The organism is Cytobacillus gottheilii (genome assembly GCF_900166665.1).
Taxonomy (GTDB): domain Bacteria; phylum Bacillota; class Bacilli; order Bacillales; family Cytobacillaceae; genus Cytobacillus; species Cytobacillus gottheilii_A.
Genome location: NZ_LT800494.1, coordinates 1,277,051 through 1,301,534, shown reverse-complemented (window position 1 = coordinate 1,301,534; position 24,484 = coordinate 1,277,051). Strand labels below are relative to the sequence as shown.

18 protein-coding genes and 1 other annotated feature are annotated in these 24,484 nt (G+C 40.0%); of the genes, 4 read left to right on the top strand and 14 right to left on the bottom strand.

Translation table 11 applies throughout. The annotated features are described in order from the left end of the window. Window position 1: 1 nt before the first annotated feature. The 9 genes from pilM to B7E07_RS06255 form a co-directional block, all read right to left on the bottom strand. Entirely contained in the window at window positions 2–994 is a 993-nt protein-coding gene (gene pilM / locus B7E07_RS06295; RefSeq protein ID WP_080844613.1) for a type IV pilus biogenesis protein PilM, read from the bottom strand. A 12-nt stretch (window positions 995–1,006) separates the two neighbouring features. Further along, window positions 1,007–1,750 carry a prepilin peptidase gene (locus B7E07_RS06290; protein ID WP_080844612.1) on the bottom strand — a complete coding sequence of 248 codons (744 nt, stop codon included), beginning with the start codon at window positions 1,748–1,750 and terminating at the stop codon, window positions 1,007–1,009. Between the two features lie 8 nt (window positions 1,751–1,758). Then, window positions 1,759–2,214: a prepilin-type N-terminal cleavage/methylation domain-containing protein gene (locus B7E07_RS24895; RefSeq protein ID WP_080844610.1), complete on the bottom strand. Its 456-nt coding sequence runs from the start codon at window positions 2,212–2,214 to the stop codon at window positions 1,759–1,761. A gap of 114 nt (window positions 2,215–2,328) precedes the next feature. After that, entirely contained in the window at window positions 2,329–3,534 is a 1,206-nt protein-coding gene (locus B7E07_RS06280) for a type II secretion system F family protein (RefSeq protein WP_080844608.1), read from the bottom strand. Window position 3,535: 1 nt separating this feature from the next. Continuing rightward, a complete protein-coding gene (locus B7E07_RS06275; protein ID WP_080844607.1) occupies window positions 3,536–4,576 on the bottom strand; it encodes a type IV pilus twitching motility protein PilT in 1,041 nt (346 codons plus the stop codon). A 12-nt stretch (window positions 4,577–4,588) separates the two neighbouring features. Next, window positions 4,589–6,253 (bottom strand): GspE/PulE family protein, encoded by a 1,665-nt coding sequence (locus tag B7E07_RS06270; protein ID WP_080844605.1) that lies wholly within the window; start codon window positions 6,251–6,253, stop codon window positions 4,589–4,591. 22 nt (window positions 6,254–6,275) lie between these two features. Next, complete coding sequence (locus B7E07_RS06265; protein WP_080844604.1) at window positions 6,276–7,658, bottom strand: G5 domain-containing protein; 1,383 nt, start codon at window positions 7,656–7,658, stop codon at window positions 6,276–6,278. Window positions 7,659–7,684: 26 nt separating this feature from the next. Next, the gene (locus B7E07_RS06260) at window positions 7,685–8,440 is read right to left on the bottom strand and encodes a PRC-barrel domain-containing protein (RefSeq protein ID WP_080844602.1); all 756 of its coding nucleotides are present in this window, start codon (window positions 8,438–8,440) and stop codon (window positions 7,685–7,687) included. A 331-nt stretch (window positions 8,441–8,771) separates the two neighbouring features. After that, window positions 8,772–10,184: a hypothetical protein gene (locus tag B7E07_RS06255; RefSeq protein ID WP_080844600.1), complete on the bottom strand. Its 1,413-nt coding sequence runs from the start codon at window positions 10,182–10,184 to the stop codon at window positions 8,772–8,774. Window positions 10,185–10,335: 151 nt separating this feature from the next. Between B7E07_RS06255 and B7E07_RS06250 the strand changes: the two genes are divergently transcribed. From B7E07_RS06250 to B7E07_RS06240, 3 genes are read left to right on the top strand one after another with little or no spacing between them, the layout of a single operon-like run. Continuing rightward, the gene (locus B7E07_RS06250) at window positions 10,336–10,857 is read left to right on the top strand and encodes a type II secretion system protein (RefSeq protein ID WP_080844597.1); all 522 of its coding nucleotides are present in this window, start codon (window positions 10,336–10,338) and stop codon (window positions 10,855–10,857) included. Further along, window positions 10,841–11,401, top strand: coding sequence for a PilW family protein (locus tag B7E07_RS06245; RefSeq protein WP_080844594.1), 561 nt, complete (start codon window positions 10,841–10,843; stop codon window positions 11,399–11,401). The genes B7E07_RS06250 and B7E07_RS06245 overlap by 17 nt, the downstream gene beginning before the upstream one ends. Window positions 11,402–11,412: 11 nt before the next feature. Then, window positions 11,413–13,425: a hypothetical protein gene (locus B7E07_RS06240; RefSeq protein ID WP_080844591.1), complete on the top strand. Its 2,013-nt coding sequence runs from the start codon at window positions 11,413–11,415 to the stop codon at window positions 13,423–13,425. 78 nt (window positions 13,426–13,503) lie between these two features. Here B7E07_RS06240 and B7E07_RS06235 read toward each other — a convergent pair whose 3' ends face one another. From B7E07_RS06235 to B7E07_RS06220, 4 genes are all read right to left on the bottom strand, one after another. Then, window positions 13,504–16,419: a VWA domain-containing protein gene (locus B7E07_RS06235; RefSeq protein ID WP_080844589.1), complete on the bottom strand. Its 2,916-nt coding sequence runs from the start codon at window positions 16,417–16,419 to the stop codon at window positions 13,504–13,506. A 438-nt stretch (window positions 16,420–16,857) separates the two neighbouring features. After that, on the bottom strand, window positions 16,858–18,576 hold the full coding sequence (locus B7E07_RS06230) for a sensor domain-containing diguanylate cyclase (protein ID WP_080844586.1): 1,719 nt from the start codon (window positions 18,574–18,576) through the stop codon (window positions 16,858–16,860). Between the two features lie 57 nt (window positions 18,577–18,633). Continuing rightward, the gene (locus tag B7E07_RS06225) at window positions 18,634–19,965 is read right to left on the bottom strand and encodes a bifunctional folylpolyglutamate synthase/dihydrofolate synthase (protein WP_080844584.1); all 1,332 of its coding nucleotides are present in this window, start codon (window positions 19,963–19,965) and stop codon (window positions 18,634–18,636) included. Between the two features lie 80 nt (window positions 19,966–20,045). Beyond that, on the bottom strand, window positions 20,046–22,694 hold the full coding sequence (locus B7E07_RS06220) for a valine--tRNA ligase (protein ID WP_080844582.1): 2,649 nt from the start codon (window positions 22,692–22,694) through the stop codon (window positions 20,046–20,048). A 63-nt stretch (window positions 22,695–22,757) separates the two neighbouring features. Next, window positions 22,758–22,998, bottom strand: a binding site (T-box leader). A 190-nt stretch (window positions 22,999–23,188) separates the two neighbouring features. Here B7E07_RS06220 and B7E07_RS06215 point away from each other — a divergent pair. Further along, the gene (locus B7E07_RS06215; RefSeq protein ID WP_080844581.1) at window positions 23,189–23,380 is read left to right on the top strand and encodes a hypothetical protein; all 192 of its coding nucleotides are present in this window, start codon (window positions 23,189–23,191) and stop codon (window positions 23,378–23,380) included. A 15-nt stretch (window positions 23,381–23,395) separates the two neighbouring features. On the opposite strand, the gene ysxE is transcribed toward B7E07_RS06215, so the two are convergent. Then, complete coding sequence (ysxE, locus tag B7E07_RS06210) at window positions 23,396–24,463, bottom strand: spore coat protein YsxE (RefSeq protein WP_080844579.1); 1,068 nt, start codon at window positions 24,461–24,463, stop codon at window positions 23,396–23,398. Window positions 24,464–24,484 lie beyond the last annotated feature (21 nt).

The window sequence follows — 24,484 nt, the reverse complement described above, 5'->3', positions numbered from 1 at the left end:
TCTACACCTCTTTTAAAGCTAATCCGATATTCAAATAAAACGAAGCGAGGTCAGCAGCATGTCCTTTATCAATCACATCGTTTTTCAATGTAAAAACAGGAACAGAATAACGATCCTTCATTTCTTTAAATATATCTTCAAGGTATGGATGATCACCATCAACGACCATCTTCGTAATCTTCTTTTTACCTTGGGTTAGTGAAAATTGATAATAATCCCGAACACGATCGATTTCTTTATAACTGTCCATTAAAGAACTGCCGACATCATTTGCAGAACCAGAATAATGAAGCTTCCTGCCGCCATTTTCAGCTTTAACGTTATCCCATTGCGATGCATCCAGATCTAATTTCAAATGACGCATAATGATGGGAATATGATTTTCAAATATACTGACATTAACGGTTGTAAGATCATATTGAACAAGCATTAAGTTTTCATCCGAGCTTGCCATATCCAGCTTATGATACAGCCTATAGATGGATAGTGCTGATAAGTCGGCAGCTGCCGGCTTCAATTTGACTTCTTCAAGAATGTCTGTATACTCAGAAACCACACTCTCTGGTGCGGCAAAAAGCAATACTTCCTTGCGCTCATTGTTCTGCTGCGGCAATAAGTAATAATCAAATATTGGGTCCTCAAACGGAAGGTGAATGGTTGCTCCAACCTCCATAAATAAGTAGCCTTTTAATTCATCTTCATGCACGTCTGCAGGGATAGCGATCTTTCTCATGACAATAAAAGGATCTGGCACTAAAAATGTGACTTGTTTATTTTTCAGCTTCCATTCATTCACACATTCTTCTAAGATGGCTATTAGTGTTTCACTATCCTGAATTCTGCCTTCCTTAATCAATCCACCAGGAATAAATCGTTCTTCTAAACGCTGGATCTGCAGATCTCCATGTGACTTTACTTCAGCTAAACGAATAACATGATCCTTTATGATCAGGCTAATATTTGATTGTTTTCCCAGCTTCAAACGAAAGGCCATTTTCAAAACTCCTTATAATAGTGAATGCAAATACCAGGTGATAATGTCATTGCCAAAAAAATAAGCCGTCAAAGCACCGATCCCAATAAAAGGACCAAACGGAATAGGGTTTCCTCTTTTCAGCTTGCCTGAAAGCAAACCCAAACCGCCATATACAGCACCAATTAAAGTTGCGATAAAGAACGATAATAAGACAAACTTAACGCCAAGTGCGATTCCGAGAACTCCATAAAGCTTAATATCTCCGCCTCCCATGCCGCCTTTGCTGATCACGGCAATGAAAAGCAGCAGACCAAAGCCAACTGCAGCACCTGCAATGGAATCCCACCATGGTGTAAGCGGAATAAAAATACGTTCAACTACTAAAATAATTGCAAATACAAGCAGGATCTTATCTGGAATCAGCATATATTTAATATCGGTGATCCAGATGATGACGATAAGCGAGATAAGCGTCCAGGCAATCAATAATTCAGCACTCCATCCCAAAAGGAGTGGGGCTGCAACAAACAGCAAACCGGTCATCAATTCAATTAGCGGATAAACGAGCGAAACAGGTGCCTTACAGCACCTGCATCGTCCTCGTAAACATACATAAGATATAACCGGTATAAGCTCAAGCGGGGACAGAACATGTTCACACTTTGGACAATGTGACCGCGGCTTTACAATAGACTCTCCGTTCGGGACTCGCAGGCCAACTACGTTGTAGAAGGAGCCTAGGAGGAGGCCGTAGATGAATACAGCTATTAACATTGGAAGCCTTAATTTGAAATGGTAATTAAATCGTCTGTTTCTGTATGTGATCCTGTATCGTCAATTCCACTTACTGTAGCATCAGTAAACTTAATTGATTTATTACCCGCAGTCACGTTTCCAGTAGTAGTTAATTCATAGTTAGTACCATCATATACTACTGAAAAGACTAATCCATCTTGACCAAATGAACCTGGATTATCAATAAATTCAAGAATATTATCCTTAGTAATTGTTGTAGTCGCTCCATCACTAACACCATTTGAAGAAACATGCATTTTAGCAGCATTTAATACTGTAATAGCATCCGCTCTAACAGCATCTTCTTTAGATCCCTGAATAATCCCACCAATACTAGGTATAGCAATCGCAGCAATAATCCCTAAAATAACAATAACAGCAAGAAGCTCGATAAGTGTTAGACCTTTTTGATTTTTTAATGTGTTTCTTAGTTTTTGAAACATGTTCATTCTCCTTAAAATGTGATTTTTATGTTACTTTTTTACTAGTCTTATTATAACAGAATCATAGATTTGCGCTAGTAGGAAATTGTTTGAAATTGTAAAAATATTGTATAGTTATCCGACATGGTTAAAGATCTCGAACATTGGCACCATAATAGAGGTAACGATGGTTCCGACAATTCCTGCAAGGAAGACAATCATGATTGGTTCAATCAGGGATTTCAATCGGTCTGTTGCGCTTTCAACTTCTTTTTCATAGAAATCGGCTACTTTCGTGAGCATGGCGTCAAGGGATCCCGTTTCCTCACCGATTGCAATCATTTGCGAGACAAGAGGTGGAAAGACCCAGTGCCTGCGCATTGGTTCGGTTAATGATCGCCCCTGTTCTAATGAATCTCTTGATTGGCGGATGACTTTTGCAATGACTTCATTTTCAACAATATTTTCGACAATGGTCATTGCCTGCAGAATCGGAACGGATGATGTAAAGAGCGAACTAAGTGTTCTCGTCATACGTGCTAAAGCTGCTTTTTGAAAAATCTTACCGAACACTGGCATTCTTAACAGAAAGTAATCTAAATAATATTTTGATTGTTTATTATTTCGAATCAAAACGATTGCTACCGCAAATGCGATAAATAGAAGAATAACAAGCCACCAATACACCTGCATCAGCTCACTTGATTTCAAGACAAACTGAGTAATTGCAGGCAGCTCCCCGCCAAAGTCCTCAAACATCTCGACAAAGGTCGGAACAACCGATACAAGCAAAAAGATGACAACCGCAACAGCAATGATGCCGACCACAATTGGGTAAGCGAGCGCTGAGACAATTTTCTGCTTCGTAAAATGCTGCTTTTCATAATGAACTGCAAGCCGCTCGAGTGTATCATCCATATTACCGCCCACTTCTCCGGCACGGATCATATTAATAAACATACTTGTAAAGATCTTCTTATGCTTAGCCGCTGCATCAGAAAGCGGATTTCCTTCCCGAAGGTCCTGTTCGACTACCTTTAAAGCCTTCCTTAATGCTTTGCTTTCCGTTTGCTCGGCAAGAATGGCGGTCGATTCGACAACTGAAACGCCAGCCTTCAGCAACGTCGAAAATTGCCGCAGATAGATGACAAAATCCTCAAGCTTCACTGGGTTGCCTATCGAGATATCCTTCGTTAGAACTGTTTCAGGCAATTCCTGAAAGTCCATGACACGAATGCCATTTTCCCTCAGCTGCATCACTGCCTCACGTTTTGAAGAAGCTGTTATAACACCTGACTTATTTCCTTTACGGTCTCTTCCGCTATATTTAAATCGAGGCATACTATTCCACCTTCTCAACTAAATAAGGGTTGGCGAGTTCCTTTGAAATGAGGCCAGCCTGATAGAGTTCCTTCACATTTGTCTCCAATGTGTGCATGCCCTGACTCCGTGATGTTTGCATCACATTCACAATCTGATGAATTTTTTCATTGCGAATGAGGTTAGCGACAGCCGCATTATTAAGCAATATTTCAGTAGCCGCCTTTCTTCCATTTCCATTCACAAGCGGAAATAGACGCTGCGACACAATCGAGACAAGTACGGATGCAAGTTGAATGCGAATCTGGTCCTGCTGTGCCGGCGGAAAAACATCAATAATCCGGTTGATGGTTGCCGGTGCACTTGATGTATGCAAGGTTGCAAACACTAAATGTCCTGTCTCAGCTGCAGTAATAGCGGTTTGAATGGTTTCAAGATCTCTCATCTCCCCAACTAGGATGACATCTGGATCCTGTCTAAGAGAGGCTCTTAACCCATTCGCAAAGTTATTCGTATCAAAGCCAACCTCGCGCTGATCAATGATGCATTTTCCATGCTTATGCAAGTATTCAATCGGATCTTCCAATGTGATCACATGCTTGCGCATCGTCTGATTCATATAATCGATCATGGAAGCAAGTGTAGTTGATTTACCGCTCCCCGTAGGTCCTGTTACCAGCACAAGACCCTGCGGCTTAGCTGCGATTTCTTTCAGGATTAACGGCAAATCAAGATCATCCATTGAAGGAATTTTCGTCGGGACCACACGGACAGCCAGCGCCACGCAGGATCGCTGATGATATGCGTTCACCCTAAAACGCGAAACGCCATGAAGTCCATACGAGAAATCCAGCTCGCCATTTTGTTTAAATGTGTTCCATAAATGTTCCGGAATGACGGTCCGGGCCATGCTTTCCGTATCTGCCGGTAAAAGAGCATCTTGTCCGTAGCGTTTTAAATCTCCATTGATTCTCATGATCGGCGGAACTCCAACCGTGAGATGAATATCTGATGCCTTTAGCTCAAAGCCTGCCTTCAGAAGCAAATCAATTTTATTCACCATACCGTTTTACTCCTAATCAGGTAGTGCTACTCTTAGCACCTCTTCTGTTGTTGTGATCCCTTGTTTGATTTTGATTAAGCCATCATCTACAAGGAAAATTGTTTTATTTCGAATCGCAATTTCTCGTAATTTCGAGAGAGACTCTCCATTCATAATCACACGGCGCATTACATCATCTACAACTAAAACTTCATGAATAGCGACACGGCCTTTATAACCTGTCATATTACAGGAGGAGCAGCCGGCCCCTTTTACAACCTGTTCGATTTTCATGCCTCTTTTGGCAAAAATCTCAATCTCCCGTTTCGATGGCTCCATTGTTTTCGCACAGTCACGGCACACTCTTCTGACAAGACGCTGTGCCACTACACCACTTAATGAAGATGCTACAAGGAAAGGCTCGACACCCATGTCTACTAATCTCGTAATGGTGCCTATCGAATCATTTGTATGCAGCGTGCTTAACACAAGATGTCCTGTTAAGGAAGCACGGATGGCAACTTCAGCTGTTTCCTTATCACGAATCTCCCCGACCATGATAATATTCGGATCTTGACGGAGTATGGCGCGCAGTCCAGCTGCAAAGGTCATGCCGACGTTTGAATTCACATGAATTTGATTGATGCCTTCAAGCTGGTACTCAACAGGATCTTCTACTGTAATAATGTTCACTTCTTCGCTATTCAGCTTGTTTAAAGCAGCATATAAAGTAGACGATTTACCAGAACCGGTTGGGCCTGTAATAAGAACAATGCCCGTTGGTTTTTCGATCATATCAGTAAAGCGCTGCAGGTTTACCTTGTTAAAGCCCAGTTTATTAATATCATTCAGCGTACTTCCGAGATCAAGAAGACGCATAACAATTTTTTCACCATATACAGTGGGCAATGTGGATACACGCAAGTCAACCGGATGAAAATCCAAGTTCATCTTAATACGGCCGTCCTGAGGAATGCGATGCTCTGTAATATCAAGATTGGCCATAATTTTAATTCTTGCTGTAAGGACACTTTGCATATGCTTAGGCAGAACCCGTTCCGTTCTGAGTATGCCATCCACACGATAGCGGATGACCACCTTTGTCTCCTGCGGATCAATATGCACGTCACTTGCCTTTACGACGGCAGCATTCGTTAATACTTGATTTACAAGACGGACAATCGGAGAATCCTGGTCAACGATTTTTTCCTGTTCTACTTCTTCTGTATGTGCAGGTGAAGTTCCGAATAATTCCTCCAGGCCTTCATCCATATCGTAATACTTATTAACAGCGCGCAGGATATCGTCTTTTGTCGCAATAGCTGTTTCAATTTGAAAGCCTGTTGATAGCCGAAGATCATCAATCGTATAAAAGTCCATCGGATCAGCCATTGCTACATATAACTTATCTCCATCTTTTTTCATTGGAATAATTAAGTTTCTTTTCGCCATATCCTTGGGAACAATGCTAAATAGATTCGTATCAAATGGATAGCGGTACAAGCTTACATGCGGAATGCCAAGCTGAAACTCCAAGACTTCGATCAGCTGCTGCTCTGTCACATAACCGCGCTGCAGGAGAGCATCTCCAAGCTTTTGACCGCTGCTCTTTTCCTTTAGCGTCAGCTGCAGCTGTTCTTCCGTTATTAATCCTGCATCGACGAGCAAGTCTCCTAATCTTTTACGCACTTGAGTCATCTATATCCCTGCTTTAACCTCATTATTTTACTGCTTCTTTCTCGTGACCCCATAAATCATTTTCATTCTTTTTGCCAGCGTTCTGAGCTTCTTCATCCGAGCCAGTTTCAGAATCTGCTGTTTCTTCTTCGTCCCTCAGATCATCTGCAGGATCTGCATTTACATCTTCTTCCGAACCCGTTTCGTCTTCAATCGATGTATCTGCTGAATTGATGTCCGTACCATTGTTGTCCGAACCATTAGGCTGGGTGTTCGCTATTAAACTCTTGACGATAACTTTATGAACAGGCGGGTAAAAGTCATCCGAAATAAACTCTTTTCGAAGGATGCTGCCCGATGGTTCCTTTACTTCACGGTACAATTTAATGATGACACCATCCGTGCCTTCGGAAACCGTTTTTTCCTCACCGAACCTCAGCTTGGCATCATATTGCACAATCGTTTTTGGCTTAAATACTTCTTTATCTTCTAGAGAAAGACTATATTCATATAAAAATGGCGAGCCTTTCAATGATACGTGAAAATGATTATCTATAAGCTTAAATTCAAGGGTAAAAGAGCTATCGTTTGTATTTGAAATAATAAAATCCATATTCTTAGCAGGATCTACTTTTGCTTCATAGCCTGCTTCTGCATATGCTGGCAGCAGTCTGCTAATATGGCGCTCTGAAATAAGGAAATTGGTTGACAGCACCGTCTTATACATGGCAGACGCAATATAGCTCAATGTATCACTGCTAAAAGAAGACGTTAACCCGTTTTCATCTACATATTTTAGTAGAGAAAGCTGTGATTGGGGCTCAATTTCTATTTGACTCGCAGCTTGTGTCCATTTTTCCAAACTTTCATATACTCCATCAGCTGATACAGTCGCTTCAGCTACGACTTGATTCTCTTCTGTTTGAGCAAAGAATGTCTGCAGCTTCATCGTCTGGCTGCCAGTATGCAGCACTGAAGCCGCATTAAGCAGTTCTGTTTTTAGTTTTTCTTCCTGAAAGTCTTCAGAGGTTAATTCTGGAGACATTTCTAGAAGCTTAAGTGCCAGGTCTTCTTCATTTACTTCTACAAGCAAAGGATAGCTTCCGCCTTCCTTAACGGCCTGCATTGAAGATTCTACATCAAAAGAAAAAATAGATAATTCCACTTGTTCGTCTTTTTCTTTATAGTTAAAAGTAAGAGTGCTTTGCTCCTGCCAAAGTATGGTGCTCTGCAGAACTTGATCATATGCTTCTTGGCGTGTTAAACCCGTGATATCAACGGATCCTACCATTGTCTTCTCTGTATAAACACCCTTACTTCCCGTAACATTCCCATAAACAGCAGTGCCAAAGTATGAAAAACTAAAAATAAACGCTGTGCTAACAAGTAAGATAATATATAATTTAGCACTATCTGATTTCTTCATGCTCCGATCCGCTCCGCTCTTTCTGCCTATTCAACATTCACTGCCAATTCAATTAGGACTGCTGGTCCTTCCGTTTGTGCAGAGTGAATTTTGTCTTCTGTTAGAATCGTTCCAGCTGGAATGAAAACTTGTCCATTCAAGCCTACAATATCTTTAATAACCTTTTTGCCTACAAGCAGCTCAACTTGTTTATTTTTTAACGCATCAAGCTGGACGTTGTTTTGCTCTTCACTGGCAGCCGCTTCTTCTTGATGAATCGTATCCAATTCGACTGACTTTTCCGCTTCTAAAAGTTCATGGTTTTCAAGGAATCCTTGTTCTGCATCTTCTTTAACAATAACAATATCTTTACCATACGTAAGAACATATTCAGAAGGCATTGTAACTTGCTTTTCACCTACAAGCAGGTCCATTCCTAAGATCTGTCCTGTCTCATCATCTGCATAAAATTCAATGACTTCACCAAGCAATGCACCTTTTCGTGTCATTACTTTGGTTTGGTTAATTTTTATTTTTTTGTTAACTAGTTGGTTTGCAATTGGGATTTCGTTGAGGTCAATGACGGCGTTGTCTGTTTCTACAGTAATCGCATATTCTCCAATTCCAACTACTTTTTTGAATGGAATTGCTTTTACACTAACTTGCCAGTCTTCGTGTTCGATGGTTAAGAAGTCAATTGTGCCTTTTTCAGGATTGATTACGAGTGTTTTTACGGCACCGATCTGTTGGCCGTCGGCAATGCTTATAATTGGCAATCCTGTAATTTGTGAGCTGTTTTTCATTTATGTCACCACACCTATTCTTTAAGAGATCACTTTTCTGCTTACATGCAGGAGAAAAGTATGAATATTATTTTAATATTTATAGACTATTTTAACTAACATAATAAGTAGAGGTGATTTCCACTTCAGGGTACTCGCTTTCCGCGGGGCGGGTGGTGAGCCTCCTCAATGCTAACGCATCTGCGGGGTCTCACCTTCCCACTCTTCCCACAGGAGTCTCGTACCCTTCCGTTTCAATCAACTGTCATATCATTTTTAACAACGCTCTAAATACAATTTAACTATAAGAAAGTATATAACATACTAGTCATATCAACCCGCTACTTATAGATTACTGTTCCTTGTTGGAATATGAAAGTAGTAAAAATTGGATTTGTTCTGAGATGATTGGCATGTCGGCGTATTGGTTTTTTAGACCGTTTAGCAGTGTTACTAGTTTTTGGTTCTCTTGTTGTGCGATATAGTGTTCAATCAGCAGGCTAGCAAAAATGTAATGCTCTTTTGGAGGCATTTTTTGCTGCATGCATTGCTGAATCCATTTTTCATATATATGTGGCTCCGTTGTTTCTTTAGCCAATTGCAGCTGCTCAAGAAGGGTTTTCAGCATTTCTCTTTGAAGTGTGCTATTTTCTTCTTGTTCTTGCTGCTCTTCACTGGAATCAGAGGATGTTGCCGCTTCAAGCCATGGCTCTGCACCATCTTCCTCAAGGACAGGCTCTTCTTCAGTTGTTTCTTCAAAACCTAAGAGAATTTCATCTTTTTCGATAACAGCCTTTTCTTCGGTCTCAGCAGGCAGACTTTCTTCTTCTTTTTCAAAATCAATGACTTCTAAGTCTTGCTGTTCATTCATTTCTTCAAGAGAGACATCAATATCCTCTAGCCTCTCTTCTAATGAAGGTTCAGCCAGTGAATCGTCTTCCACCAAATCGCTTTCTAGTTCTGTAGATGCCTGTACTTCTTCCACTGATAGGCTTGTCTCATTTTCAACTACTGCCGGGATAATATAATCATCATCCTCTAATGGCAGTCCAAGACTAAATTCATTTTCTTCTATCTGAATAGGAGTTTCTTCCTGTACCACCTGTTCAACCGGCTTTACAGGATTCTCATCAGACATGAGTGACTCTAATTCGCCAATATAGGATAGCTCTGGGCCAGCAGATTGAATTGACGGTTCTTGTTCGATTAAGGAGAGCGGCTCGTTGTCTTCAGCAATTTCCGTTAAACGAATTTGTTCGAAATCAATTTCATCAAGCTGCGCTTCCTCTGTTTCTGTTTCTGGTTCTGCTTCTACCTCTGACTCTGTTGCCAGTGGAAGCAACACGTCCGAAACCGGCAGTGTGCTTTCTGTTTCTAATACTTCCAGGACATCATCTTCTATATTCTCAGCGGGGTATTCATCTTCCTTAATTGGAGATAAAACCTCTTCTGTTTCCTGCTGTGCATACTCTTGTTGATTTTCCTGACTGTAAAAGGAATAAGAAGTGTCTGCAGCTGCTTCTGCGGATAGAAATTGCTCGCTTCTTTTCATCATTAAATATCCACTCATAACAACCAGCAGCAGAAGTAATAATAACAATTTCCATAGTTCCATCACCGATTGTGCCGCTATGCCTAGAAGTGCGAATGAAAAGGATAAAACAGTCATCATCACTTTTCCTTTTTTCGTTAAACCGAGCGGCAAATAAAACACGAGTGGAATGATGACGATCAGGGAAATTGCAGCTAAAATGAAGCTAATCATCGTTTCACCTCTCTAGTATAGGATAAAAGATTCATAATATTGCTAACATTGTCGAAAAATAATAGAAAACAATGTAAATTGTCCTAAAAAAACAGTAAATCATAAGAAATATTGTATAATATAATCATCAAGAATGAAAGAAGGGAAACGAATGAATTGTAAAAAAATCCTTTCTAGTACTAAAGGCCTTACTCTTATTGAGGTTTTAGCCTCATTAACAATATTGAGTATTGTTTTAATTGGAATTATGAGCTTTTTTACACAGGCATTTTCTTATACCAGCAAAAATGAGACAAAAACGGCAGCCATTAATGTCGCCCGCAACGCTTTAATGTATATAGAAAACCAAAGTTTTATAGAAGTGAGAGAAAAATTCTCTTCCTCTAACTCTACCAATCCAAATGAAGAAGTTCGTATTTTCATATGCAGTAATAATGAAGGTGAACAATATAAACTGTTTTGGAAAGGCGATGTGCCGTCTACAGCCTGTTCACCTATCACGGTCAATAATATAGAGTATGATGTGCGCATTACCTCAAATTATGCGAGTGATTATAAGGAAGACAAAAAGGATTATTTTGTTCCGCTTAAGGCAGTCGTGACATGGAATGATGGAGATACTCAAAAATCGACCGAGGTTGAAGGAGCTATACAAAGTGAAGATATTAGATGAAAAAGGAGCAACGCTTTATGAACTGCTCGCGGTAATGGTCATTTTAATGATTGTCTTGCCGGTGATATATGGTGTCTTTTCGTCAGGCTATAAATTGTACAATAAAGTGAATGCTGAAGGTCAGCTTCGTGATGATGCAGATTATACGGCTACCATGATTATGAATACCTTTTATTCTACTCCCTTTGATTATGTCCGCTCCTGCGGGGAAAATTGCATCGAACTTGTAGACAGTGAGCATACCACTGTTGCTCTCGAAAAAGGAGAACAGCAATCATTTTATAGCATCGATCAATCAAGTGTTTATGATGAAGAGAAGGTAACGGTCATTACATTAGCAGATAAGACCGTAAACGATAAAACCATTCAGGTGTTTGAAATAGATGGAGCTGCTTTAGATGTACAATCCGATTTTTCGAACTCAACCATTACAGGCTGTGAAAATGGTCCCTGTGATAGCGGAATCATTCAGCTTCATTTTGATTTAACGCATAAACGGCTTGATGGAGGAAATTTGAAGCTTGATAGTCAATTTGGCTTTTAAAGGAGAGCAATATGATTAAAAACGAACAAGGCAATAGCCTAATTATCGTGTTACTTGTTTCACTCGTTTTTACTGTTTTGGGCATGGCCGTTGTCTCTGCATCTATTGGGGGTGCAAAAAGAACCGAAACAAGGGAAAGTGATGTTGTTTATACGTATGATGCATTGAAATTGCTGAACGAAATGACCAGTACACTTCCAGAGCTGCTTGGTGAAGATGAATTGAACCTGGAAAATTTCAGACGTTGGGACAGCAATCATCACTTATATGTAGAAAGGCGATTTGACGATGTCTTAGAACACGCCATTGTGGAGCAGATTCTTGAACCCAATCGCTCAGCAGATTACATCGAATGTATGAATGTAATTGATGTCAGTACAGGTTCACCATCGTACCTGGATAACAGTCACGCATGTGTAGGCAGTCTTACAAACTATGATGCTCCTTTTAACATTGATAAAGATCTTGATTTTACTAGAATACTCGATGTTGTACTGGTAACAAAAAACCCAATTGAAACAGAAGGAAAAGTAACCAGAACCATTAAAAAAAGATTAATTCTTTCTCCGCTCCCAAGCTTTCTGAAGTATGCAGCCGGTTCATTCTCTGAGGATGAGTCCAAAGGCTTCAAGTTAAATGGCTCTGCCAATTTCAACGGAAATGTATATGCAAATCATCTTCATATTCAAGAGGAAGCAGAGTTTGAACTGCGTGACGGCACAGAGAAGACGCAGGATACAGAAATGTCTTCGATAACAGGTGATATCTTTAGCAGTTCAGCCAATTTGCTGCCTCTCTTAAAAGAAGATAATTTTTATAAAGAACAAATTCCAGATTTAAAACATGACAGTCAATTCATTAACATTCAGTTCCAAAAATCGATGAACGAACTCACCAATTCGATTTTAACAGACAGTAAATTATCGGCCATTAGGATGGGTAATGACTCTGACTTCTCTGAAAGCTTAACTTCAGCCATCAGGAGCACTTCGCCAAGCAGACAAATTGTCGGAAGTGATGGGTATGTGGAGAAAGTAGACGTTCAGCCAAATCCCCTTTCAATTGTAGGCGAAACCGCTGCTCCTCTTGATAATAGCTTTATTATTGAAAGTGCAGAGCAAGCAATGGACTTTGAAGATCCTTTAAAGGTGAATGGCGACCTTGTCGTTATGAGCACAAATTACCCCATTATATTCCGTGAGCAGCTTGTAGTAGACGGTGACCTATATTTAGTCAGCTATGAAGATATGACATTTAAAGGTGACATTCTCGCGACAGGTGATATTCATATCATTAATATGACTGGAACGTTACGTGCGGACCGCAATATTATCGGTGCAAAGAATGTTGAGCTAGAGTCCTATGAAAATAACGCATCTTCTGTGGAAAACAGCGGACTAAAAGTAGCTGGTGACATCGTGTCTGGAGAAGATATTTTGCTTAAACCCTATTCGACAACGATTGATATTCAGAGCAATATGATTAGTAATGCAAACTTGACGATTGTTGGAGATGAGAATGATCAAGGCGGAGAAGATGATCAAGTCATGTTTGATTCTGTCGTATACACCGGGGAGAAGGCAAGCATATCCAATGTTAATATTATTGGTGCAGAAAACAATACGAAGCAAATTGTCCTGCTTGTACATGATGATTTGTTAATTACGAGGATTAATGAGTTTGACAATTACACACCAGAAAAAGAAGAAGGACTTCCTTATTTGCCAAGGGAAAACAATACAGTAAAGCCGCTGAAAGGATTTTTCTATACTGAAAAGGACGCTGAATTATATGGAGTCGGATCACTCTTTTATATAGAAGGCGGCTTGTTTGCGAAAGAAGCATTAACCATTAACGCGATACGCGGAATAGTAAGTACCATAACACAGTTGCCAAATAATCAGGAAGATTATTACTCTCGTTTTATCGTGAATTATAATCAAGATGTCCTGCTGCAAAGAATTGAAGCACTGCCAATTGTAGAGCAGCTGCAGGTATTCTCTGATGAGTTGATCGTGGAGTAAAAAAGCTAGCTATATAAGCAATACAAAAAACGCCCTGCATATCATGCAAGGCGTTTTTTACTGTTCTGACTTCTCTTTTTACCAGCGTCCTGCCCCGTTTGAGCCGCCGCTGTCAGGGTTTTCTCCCTCAGGTCCTACTTCAAATAAAGCAGATGCCTTTGGTTTTGATTGATCTCTCTGTTTTTCAGCTTCAGCTGTAATCGTGGAATACCCGATTTCTTCACCGATTATATACCATTCTGATCCTTCTTTTCTTACCGAAACTTTATCTGGCAGATTAGACAGCAGAGATTCAATTTCTTTGTCTGTTGCATTATTTGGGTTAAAGATTAGCACATCGCTGAGAGCAATCTCTTCACCCTCTTCAATTTTGAACACAGACTTGATAAACTTAATTTCCTTTAATGCAATATAAGCGTCCTTAACAATTACCGGCACCCTGACTGTTATACCAGAGCCATCTTTCGCTTTGACTACTAAATAGGTTTCGCCTTCCGCTTTACCGATAATTCTCATATCCCCTTTGTATTCAGCTATATTCTGATCTTCGATATAAATATCAAGATCTTTATTAGATGCATTTAGCGGAGAAATGTTAACCGTAAAGGATTTAACTTCATCTACTTCCATTTCCAACGGATTTGGCGATACATTGATTGATTCAATCGGAACTTGAAGCGTGATATCCTTTTCAACAGGCGTATTATAAGCAAATCCGCCTTCTCCTTTTATTCTGATCGTATTTTTGCCTATCTCATCGAGTACAATGGATTTTGAAGGGTCAAATTCTGTCCATCCTAGATTGCCGGCAGGATTCTCAATAGAGTAATAATATTTTACACCTTTACCTGCAACAAGCTGTGTAACATCTACATTGACCTTTTCATTTGTAACGTCTCCATCCTTGTATACAGTGCCGCTATCCTGGCCTGTCATTTCAAAGTCTGGAGTCAAATAGATTGTCACTTCATCATTATCAGAATACGTAATCTTAATAGCTGTATTTCGATCACCAACAAACTCCATATCCTTAATTGGCTTAGGCTTTAATCCATAATCATTTGGAAACTCTGTTTGGGCCAATACTGCATTATTGTTATTTAAATCAACTTTATTAATAACCCCAGATGCATAGCCATCATAAGCCTTGCCGCCCATTTCGTTCAAACGCACTCTTAGGTTAATAAACTGATTTGCCGGTGCAATGGAAGCCTGCTGTTCACCAAAACGACTGTCTTTGTACGTAACATATGCTGTTGGCATCTTCACGTTATTTAGCGCATAGTCTCCTTTTAGGTTTAAGGAGGCAGCTAAACTGTTTGGTGAAAACTTTCCGGAAGCATAGTTAATTGACTGACCTAGTGTAATTTGTGCTGCCGGACGTCCATCTTGTCCTGTAATAAGCTTTACTCCATCAGAAGGAATCAGAGAAACTCCACTTGGCAGTGGCTGAACAATTTGTATATTTGATAGATTCCCGTTCACTTGGCTGTTAAATAATCCATTTGGAGTTAAAGAGTAATTAACGTTAAATTCATTTGTTCTTTCATTTGAACCAGAAACTTTAATCAGGTTATCAGGATTATTAATGACACCCTTTAAACTCATTTCACCAAACATACTTGGTGCCGCATCGTCTTTTACAGAAATTTTGACTGGTGTATGTGTGATTGGTGCAACCGCGTTGCCATCAATATCCCTATATGAAAGTTTAATATTATCAAATACATAGTCTCCTGCTTCCGTAAAGCTTAGTGGAAGAGAGAAATCAATTGGCTGCGGAGCACTTTGGTTTAATGGATATTTTAAATCAAACTTGATCGTTGCAATCCCATTATTAATGGTAGCATTTGCACCGTCCTGCAGCTTAACTTTTCCATTAAATTTGTTTAGATCAACTGTAATTTCCCCGCTGATAGAAGGTGTATCGATTTCCCCGGAAATTGCCCGGAAAACTTCTGATATATTCCCCTGTGATGCTTGGCGGGCTGTTACGCCGGTAACAGAAGAAAGCTTACGCAAATAATCCATATCCACTTCACTGTTACTTCCAAAGCCTATTGAATAGAGTTTAATATCTTTTTGGGCGAAGGATTGAGCAAGATTTAAGCCGTGCTGTTTAATTCTGCGTTTTGTTTCATTAACATCCTGGTCAATAGTATACTTTCTTCCATTAAGATAGTAATATACTTCACTAAATTCCACTCCAGAATTTGTATATTGCCATATTTCATTATAAACCAGTACACTTTCTGTAACTTTTCTGTCTTCATATATATCCCTATCTTCATATCTAAGACAAAAACCTAAAAATGAGCTTACACAAACTTTTTCAGTCCTTACAAATACTTTTTTAGTGTAAGTAATATCTTCATGATAATTAGAAAACGTCGGCTCTCCATCCGTCATGAAAACAACATACTGATTATCAGCAGGCTTTGCTGCACCTCCTGTTTGGCCGCCAAGCATTCCAAGTGCCATTTCAAAGGATTGTGTATAGTTGGTACCGCCAGATGCTGATAGTGTTTCAACTGTGGATTGAATTTTTTTTAAATTTGATATAAAGTCTTCGATTGAGAAATAAACGACTTTGTCCGATACTTTTGTATCAAACGGAACTAACCCAAAACGATCCCCAGGTTGACCATGCTCTTTAAAATAGTCAACCGCTTCATCAATGGCATCCTTTGCATCCTGAAACTTTTTCGGATTTCTACCCGATTCATTCATCGAACCAGATTTGTCAAAGATGAAGATTAAGTCAATCGGATCTCTTTCAGGATTTGTTGCCATTCCTTTTGGCACAAGGTGAAGATCAAGCCCTCCAATGGCATCGGCGTTTTGTGGCTTAACAATTATTTCCTGCGATGCTTTAGCCGAAAAGTTTACCGACGGAGGATCTGCTGCTGCAGACGCTCCCGCTGGAGAAAAAAGAATAGATAATAGCAATGGCAGCATCAATAATAGTAGAAAGCCTTTCTTTATTTGCTTCATCTTTTTCACTCCTTTCAAATATATGAATTTTTCAGATTAATATCAGATCTTTTATACTATAAGTATACCAATTTACCTATAAAACAAATAGATAAATCTATTGAAATCATAAAATTTTTTAAAAGAAGAGAAGCTGTGATAAAAGATTAATGCCTATTCCAGAATATGAATGTTCATTGGATCGGTTAAGCTTTAAAAATAAGCCCGTCCCATTGCACTGCGGACAATCGCTATCCGAGGGGAGGAAGCTGAGCCTCCTTGCAGCAAAGCTTCTGCGGGCCTTACCTTTTCCTCTTCAATTGTCCTCCGCTCCATTTCACACATAGTAAAGATTTTTCATATAAAAAAAACCGAATGATTGGGTATTAATATCCAATCATTCGGAATTACAACTGAACGGAATTTATATGTCGCAGCCTTTTCTAATTTTCTACTGCATTACTTCACATACTCTGCAACTTTATTTCTCCCTGCTCTTTTCGCGCCAGTATAGAGTGCTCTGTCAGCATGGCGAATAAGAGTCATTGGGTCTTCGGCATTCTCTGGAGCTGCTGCAACCCCGAATGAGGCCGTAATCTGAATTTCTAAGTCAATCTGTTCTGCTCCAATATGCTGTGATAATTGAAACGGCTTATTGGCCAGCAGGAGTCTTAATGTTTCAGCAAATTGGATCGCTTCATTTTTGGGGTAGTCCGGAAGTACGATGACAAATTCCTCGCCTCCATAACGGGCAACAATGCCAGACTCTCCAGTAGCAGTTGTCAGTCGATCTGCCAGTTCACATAAGATCTCATTGCCGCTTTGGTGTCCATATGTGTCATTGATGGATTTAAAATGATCCAGATCAAGAATAACTAAAGAAAGAGTATACATTTCCTGCCGTGCCAGTTTTCCAAATTCGTCGTTAAGTCTCTTCTCCAAGTAACGGTAATTGTAAAGCTTTGTAAGGGCACAGCGTTCACTTTTTTCTTTCGTTTTCTCGTAATGATTGGCATTTTCGACTGCAATTGCAAGATGTGAACAAAGGATATCGACAATCATGAGCAGAGATTTGTCAAAGGCAGCTTTCCTTGTAGAAGCTAGAAAAAGAACACCCGTTACTTCGCTGTTGCGGACAACTGGAACAGACACGATGCTTTCAATATTAGCTGGCGTATAGCCTTTTATCAATAACTGCCATTCTTTTTTGGATTTAAATAAAACGCTCTTCTTCTGTTCCCAGACAAAGCCGCTTATTCCTTCACCTTTTTTCAGCGGTTCCATTACCGCTTCATTTAGTTCTCCATTTTCATAGCTGCGGATCAGCTGCAGCTCCTTATCTTCGGTGATTTCCATCAAATACACATATTCTGCAGGAAGCATATGGATCAGCTTTTCCATAAACAAATTGAGCACTTCATCTACTTTTAACCGTTCTGCCAGCTGATGGCCAATTTCCGCTACTTTCTGCAAATAAGCATTTACATTTTCACTTGACGAATAGAGACTCATAATCAGCGAAAGACTTGCAAACGGAATTCCAACACATAAAACCGCAATCACACCAATTTCTTTATAGAGGATAAAAAGCACATACCCCACAGGGAAAGATGCTAACGATGAGAGCATGTCCCAAACGGTATCTTTTCCAAAGATAAACTTCTTTTTATCAGTCATGGTTACATCAATAAAAATGAGGAATACGAGATTTAAAATATAGTAGAAAATTGGATATAAAATAGCTATAAAAAATGACTCTGTACTATAGGTCAGCTCTTCACCTGAAACGCCTCCAACTGCATAGTAAAGCATACCGCTGAACAGCGAAACAAGGAGAAACATGCTAGAATTCAAAGGCAATCGGTACAACTGCTTATTCTTAATGATATTCAGTCTTCCCAGCAGTACAAAGATGGCAAATTGAGCGAGCAGTATTTCAACAAAAAGACCAAATAAAAGAAATACTGCCATTGAAACCCATTGCAGTAAAAATACAGGAGTGTTATTAATGACCACTGGCAAGAGTGAAACCAGAAAAGTAAGTAAAAAAAAGGCTGCCAAATCAGCAAGCGGTATAGCCTCAACGGGAGGCGGATAAAAATGATAGGCGACCCAGAGTGATGCAGGCAATATAATAATCCAAGCAGCCCAAATGAACTTCTTATATTTTTCTATCATTTTTATCCCCCCTTTATGCATAGGTAAAAAGTTGTATAATGTGGATATTTTATCAAATTAAAAGCTTTTTGTCACATCTATATTCAAACTATTTAAACTTTTAATGATAAATGGCTTTACTTCTGATAAAAAGTATAATGATCCTGTAATAATCAGCATCTCATTATCATGCATTGATTGGATTTCGGTGCTAATCGCTTTTTCCCAATCTGATTCTTCTTTTTTATTGTGTGTTGAGCTGAGTTTAATCAACTCTGAAGCTTTTGCTGCACGCGGGAAGTCAAAGTCTACAAATGTCATTGTATCTGCAACTGAGTCTAGTTGCATGATCATTTTGTCTAGTTTTTTATCAGAAAGGGCAGCGAATATAACCCTCTTTTGTAAGTTATTGTATCGTTTTTGCAGTTCGTTTGTTAGGGCTTGCATTCCTTCATTGTTATGCGCACCATCCACTATAATTAAAGGCTTCTCACTGATTTTTTCGAATCGTCCTGGCCAATAAGCTCTTGCTAATCCCTGCTTTATATGATGTTCCTCTAAAGGAAACCCTTTTAGGTTTAGCAGGTCAGCAGCCATGACGGCCAGAGAAGCATTTTCGACTTGATGCTCTCCTGGCATCGTAATTTCAAGTTGTCTATACTCGTTTTGGGTTGTCTTGAGACTAAATTGCTCACCCGCTGCGGTTGAAGAATGCTCTTGAATAGTAAGATTCTTTCCAAGCTGATAAATCTCTGCTTTCTGCTTAGACGCCGTCTGTAAAATCACATTTCTCGCGCTTTCTTCTTTTACAGCTGTAATGAGGGGGGTATCCTGCTTGATAATCCCGGCTTTTTCATAGGCGATTTCTGCATAAGTCTCTCCAAGGATACTCGTATGATCCAGACCAATGCTTGTTATGATAGAGAGAAGAGGTTCTATGACATTTGTGGAGTCAAGCCGTCCGCCAAGACCCACTTCAAACAAGGCTAAATCTGCAGGCTGAACATGACCAAAATATTCAAATGCCATCACAGTAATGACCTCAAATTCAGTCGGACCACCAAGGTCTGTCTCTTCTAATTCCTCTGCAAGCGGCAAAATCCGGTTCACAAGCAGTAAAATCTCTTTATCGGAAATCGGTTTGCCATTGTATGAAATCCGCTCATTAAATTGTTCAAAAAATGGAGAAGTGAAGCTGCCCACAGTAAACCCTGCTTCCTGTAAAATACAGCGTAAATACGTCAGTGTCGAGCCCTTTCCATTTGTTCCGCCAATATGTACGGTCTTTATTTTTTTCTCTGGATTTCCGAGTTTCGAAAGCATCCATTCCATTCGTTTTAATCCTGGTTTAATGCCTAAACGCAATCTGCCGTGGATCCATTCCAATGCTTGTTCATACGAATTAAAAATTATAAAAACCTCCTTACAGTATGGAAGACGAATCCTTCATAAGAGGGACTCGCCTTCGATCCATACATTATTTAACTAGATTACACGTTTTTCAGTTCATTCATACGTGCTTCAACAGCAGAACGTTTTTCCGTATAATCAAGCTCCTTCGCTCTTTCTTCTTCAATTACTTTTTCCGGAGCTTTTTTAACAAAGCCTTCGTTGCTTAGTTTCTTTTGAACACGCTCTACTTCTTTGTTCAGCTTCTCCCACTCTTTTTGAAGGCGCGCGATTTCTTCATCAATATTAATCAGACCTTCAAGCGGAAGGATGATTTCAGCACCTGTAATAACAGCGGTCATTGCTTTATCAGGAGTCTCAACATGAATACCAATTGTTAATTCTTCCGGATTACAAAAGCGTTCAATATAAGCGCGGTTGCTTTCTAGGATGCTTTCGATTTCTTCATCCTTCGCTTTAATCAGCATCTTGATTTTCTTGCTCATTGGTGTGTTTACCTCAGCTCTGCTGTTTCGTACAGAACGGATAATTTCAACAAGAAGCTTCATTTCTGCAGCAGCCTTTTCATCGCTGTACTCTTCTACAACCTCTGGCCAAGAAGCTACTGTAATAGACTCCCCTTCATGCGGCAGGTTCTGCCAGATTTCTTCTGTGATGAATGGCATAAATGGATGAAGAAGTCTCATCGTGTTGTCTAAAACATAAGCCAGAATCGAACGTGTCGTTTTCTTAGCTGCTTCATCTTCGCCATATAACGGCAGCTTCGCCATTTCAATATACCAGTCACAGAAATCATCCCAGATGAAGTTGTAAAGAATACGTCCTACTTCACCGAACTCATAGCGATCAGATAATCTTGTTACCGTTTCGATCGTTTCATTTAAACGTGTCAGAATCCATTTATCCGCAACGGATTTTTCTCCAGATAAATCGATCTCCTCGTATTTCAGTCCATCCATATTCATCAACGCAAAACGGGAAGCATTCCAGATTTTATTGGCAAAGTTCCAAGTCGATTCAACCTTCTCCATGCTAAAACGCAGGTCCTGACCAGGTGAGCTTCCAGTGGACAGGAAGTATCTTAGTGCATCTGCTCCGTATTGATCAATAACATCCATTGGATCGACACCATTTCCAAGCGATTTACTCATTTTGCGGCCTTGCTCATCGCGGACAAGCCCATGAATAAGCACGTCTTTAAATGGACGCTTACCCGTAAACTCCAGACCTTGGAAAATCATACGAGATACCCAGAAGAAAATGATGTCATATCCTGTTACAAGGGCATCTGTTGAGTAATAGCGTTTGAAATCTGCTGAATCTTCATCTGGCCAGCCCATTGTTGAAAATGGCCATAGAGCAGAGCTGAACCATGTATCTAATACATCGTTATCCTGTGTCCAGTTCTCTGGGTCAGCAGGAGCATTCTCACCAACATAAAGCTCGCCAGTTTCCTTGTGATACCAGGCAGGAATGCGGTGTCCCCACCATAACTGACGGGAAATACACCAGTCACGGATATTTTCCATCCAGCGCAAATACGTATTTTCAAAGCGGGCCGGAACAAAGTTCACTTTCTCGTCCTTGCTTTGCAGTGCAATGGCTTCATCCGCTAATGGCTGCATTTTAACAAACCATTGAGTTGAAAGGTATGGTTCAACAACGGCGCCGCTTCGTTCAGAGTGTCCAACAGAATGCATATGCTCTTCAATTTTAAAGAGAACATCTGCTTCCTGAAGGTCTTTTACGATTTGTTTTCTGCATTGGAAACGATCTAATCCTTTGTATTCGCCGGCATTTCCATTCATTGTACCGTCTTCGTTCATAACAAGAATACGCTCAAGATTATGGCGGTTGCCGATTTCAAAGTCATTTGGATCGTGTGCTGGTGTAATTTTAACTGCACCAGAACCAAATTCCATATCTACATAATCATCACCGACAATCGGGATTTCTCTTCCAGTGATCGGAAGCTTCACCGTTTTGCCGATTAAATGCTTATAACGGTCATCTTCAGGGTGGACAGCAACCGCTGTATCTCCAAGCATCGTTTCCGGACGAGTTGTCGCAACTTCAATATAGCCGCTTCCATCTGTTAATGGGTATCTCATATGGTAGAAAGCACCTTGAACATCCTTATATATAACTTCGATATCAGATAGTGCTGTTTTTGTTGCAGGATCCCAGTTGATGATATATTCACCGCGGTAAATTAAACCTTTCTCATAAAGAGAAACGAATACTTTATTTACAGCTTTTGATAATCCTTCATCAAGCGTGAAGCGTTCTTTCGTATAGTCCAGTCCAAGTCCGATCTTACCCCACTGCTCACGGATATGGCCTTTGTATTCATTTGTCCATTTCCATGTTTCTTCCACAAACTTTTCACGCCCTAAATCGTAGCGGCTTTTTCCTTCATTGCGAAGCTTTTCTTCAACCTTTGCCTGTGTCGCGATACCGGCATGGTCCATTCCAGGCAGCCAAAGAACATCATAGCCTTGCATTCTTTTAATACGCGTTAAAATATCTTGAAGAGTTGTGTCCCATGCATGGCCAAGGTGCAGTCTTCCCGTTACGTTTGGCGGCGGAATAACAATGGTGTAAGGCGTTTTTGTTTCATCTGCACCAGATTCAAAATATTTGCCGGAAAGCCACCAGTCGTAGCGCCCTTTCTCAATCGATGCCGGATCGTATTTCGTCGGCATTGTCAGTTCATTATTGTTTTCCATTTTTATATTCATCCTTTCAAATGACCCTAATACTTTTATAAAAACAAAAAACCCCATTCGCCGTAAAAGGACGAATGGAGTTTGCTTCGCGGTACCACCTTTTTTTCAATACCAAAAAAACAGTCATGATATTGACTCTTAAAATAGATAACGGTTTTCCCGTCTTTCACTACTGAGCATAATGCTGTTCGCAAAAGAAGCTCAAGGGCGACCTTCTAAAGCATCCGCCTGACAAACCTCCCAGCAAATGGTTCGTCTCTCTTAAGGCTTTTCACTTTGTACTCTTCCCTATCGTGGCTTTTATTCATGATATATATGCTCTATACTACTCAAATCAATATCGCTAGTCAATATCGTAACACTATTTTTTTATTTTATACCTTGGCAGAATGAAACGTTCCAAGAAAATCTGATATGGGTTACGGCAAATTAAGCATTGAGTTAGGCACTATCACTAAATGAGTTTCATATAATGAGGAGAAGGGGGATTGACGATGAAGAGAAAATATAACCCGCATGGACTGCCGCCTTGGCTAAGGTCCATACGCAATGTATGCGGACAATTTATTGTACCCATTTGTATTTTTCAGGGTATTCGAACACTGATTCTGCCTTCTATACTAGACGTGCTATTGCTGATCTTGCTGATGGCTGCAATTATTGCCTTTCAATTTGAAATGATCTAGAGCCCGGAACTTAAATTAATTCTGGGCTCCTTCTTGTTCTGCCTTGGCTTGTGCTTGTGCTGCAGCAGCTGCCTCTTGTTTTTGTCTTTCCGTTTCTTCAATTCTCATAATCACATACTCTGTATTTTTTAATAGCCAAAACTGCCTTTGTAAATATTGCAGCATTTTACGCTCGCCCCGGCTATTATTTTTTTTATAATATCGTTCCGCTGCCCGAATCACCGGACCAGGATAGGCGAAATAGCTTTGAAAAAGCAGCAATTCATCCTCTTTATAGGGAAAATATTTCAAATACGTATAAAACCAATCGACAGCTTCCTCTGATCGCTTAGGATATGTCTTGAGCGACCTTGACAGAAAAGGGAGCATATCATGTAAAGGGGAGCTGAGCTTTGCTTTTTCAAAATTTAAGAAATAGCCGTAGCCGCGCTCATCAAACAGGAAGTGTTCGGGCGAAATCTTGCCGTGAATAATAACAGTTCTCGATTTCTCTTCTTCTTTTGTCTTTTCATACCATGCCTTCAGTTTATCTTCCGCATATTTAATCGCCTGCACAATGTCATGATAATACAAGCAAAACAACAGCTCTGTTGGCGACATATACACCCGTTTTTCACATTGCTCAATAAAGCCTAATAGAAACTCCTTTTCCTTTTCCCACTGCTGCAGCGTGTTTTCGTAATGCTCTTCTCTTTCTTCAGTACGGACGCTGACTTCTCTGACTGAAAGGGTGTGCATTCTCGCCAGCTCCCGAAACATTTGCTGATACCGCTGCGTGCGATCTTCTTTTATTTCGTTCGCCAGCCATGGCATTAAATAATACAAATGCTGATCATGCAGCACCGCATATCGGCCATCTGCAGTTGGGAAGATTGGCACAACCCGGTTATAGCCTTTTTGATATAAATAGTGGACATGTCTTATAAAATCAGCACCATGATTGGTTTTAATTTTTTTTAACGCAAAAACGCCTTTATTGCTGTAAATTTTTTGAACTCTGCCAAAATCCTCAACAAAGTTAGCTTCTACAGCATAATGTCTTAAAATAGGTGCTACCTGTTTCAATCGATTTTTTTCTTGCACAGTAAATCACTCACTTCCTCC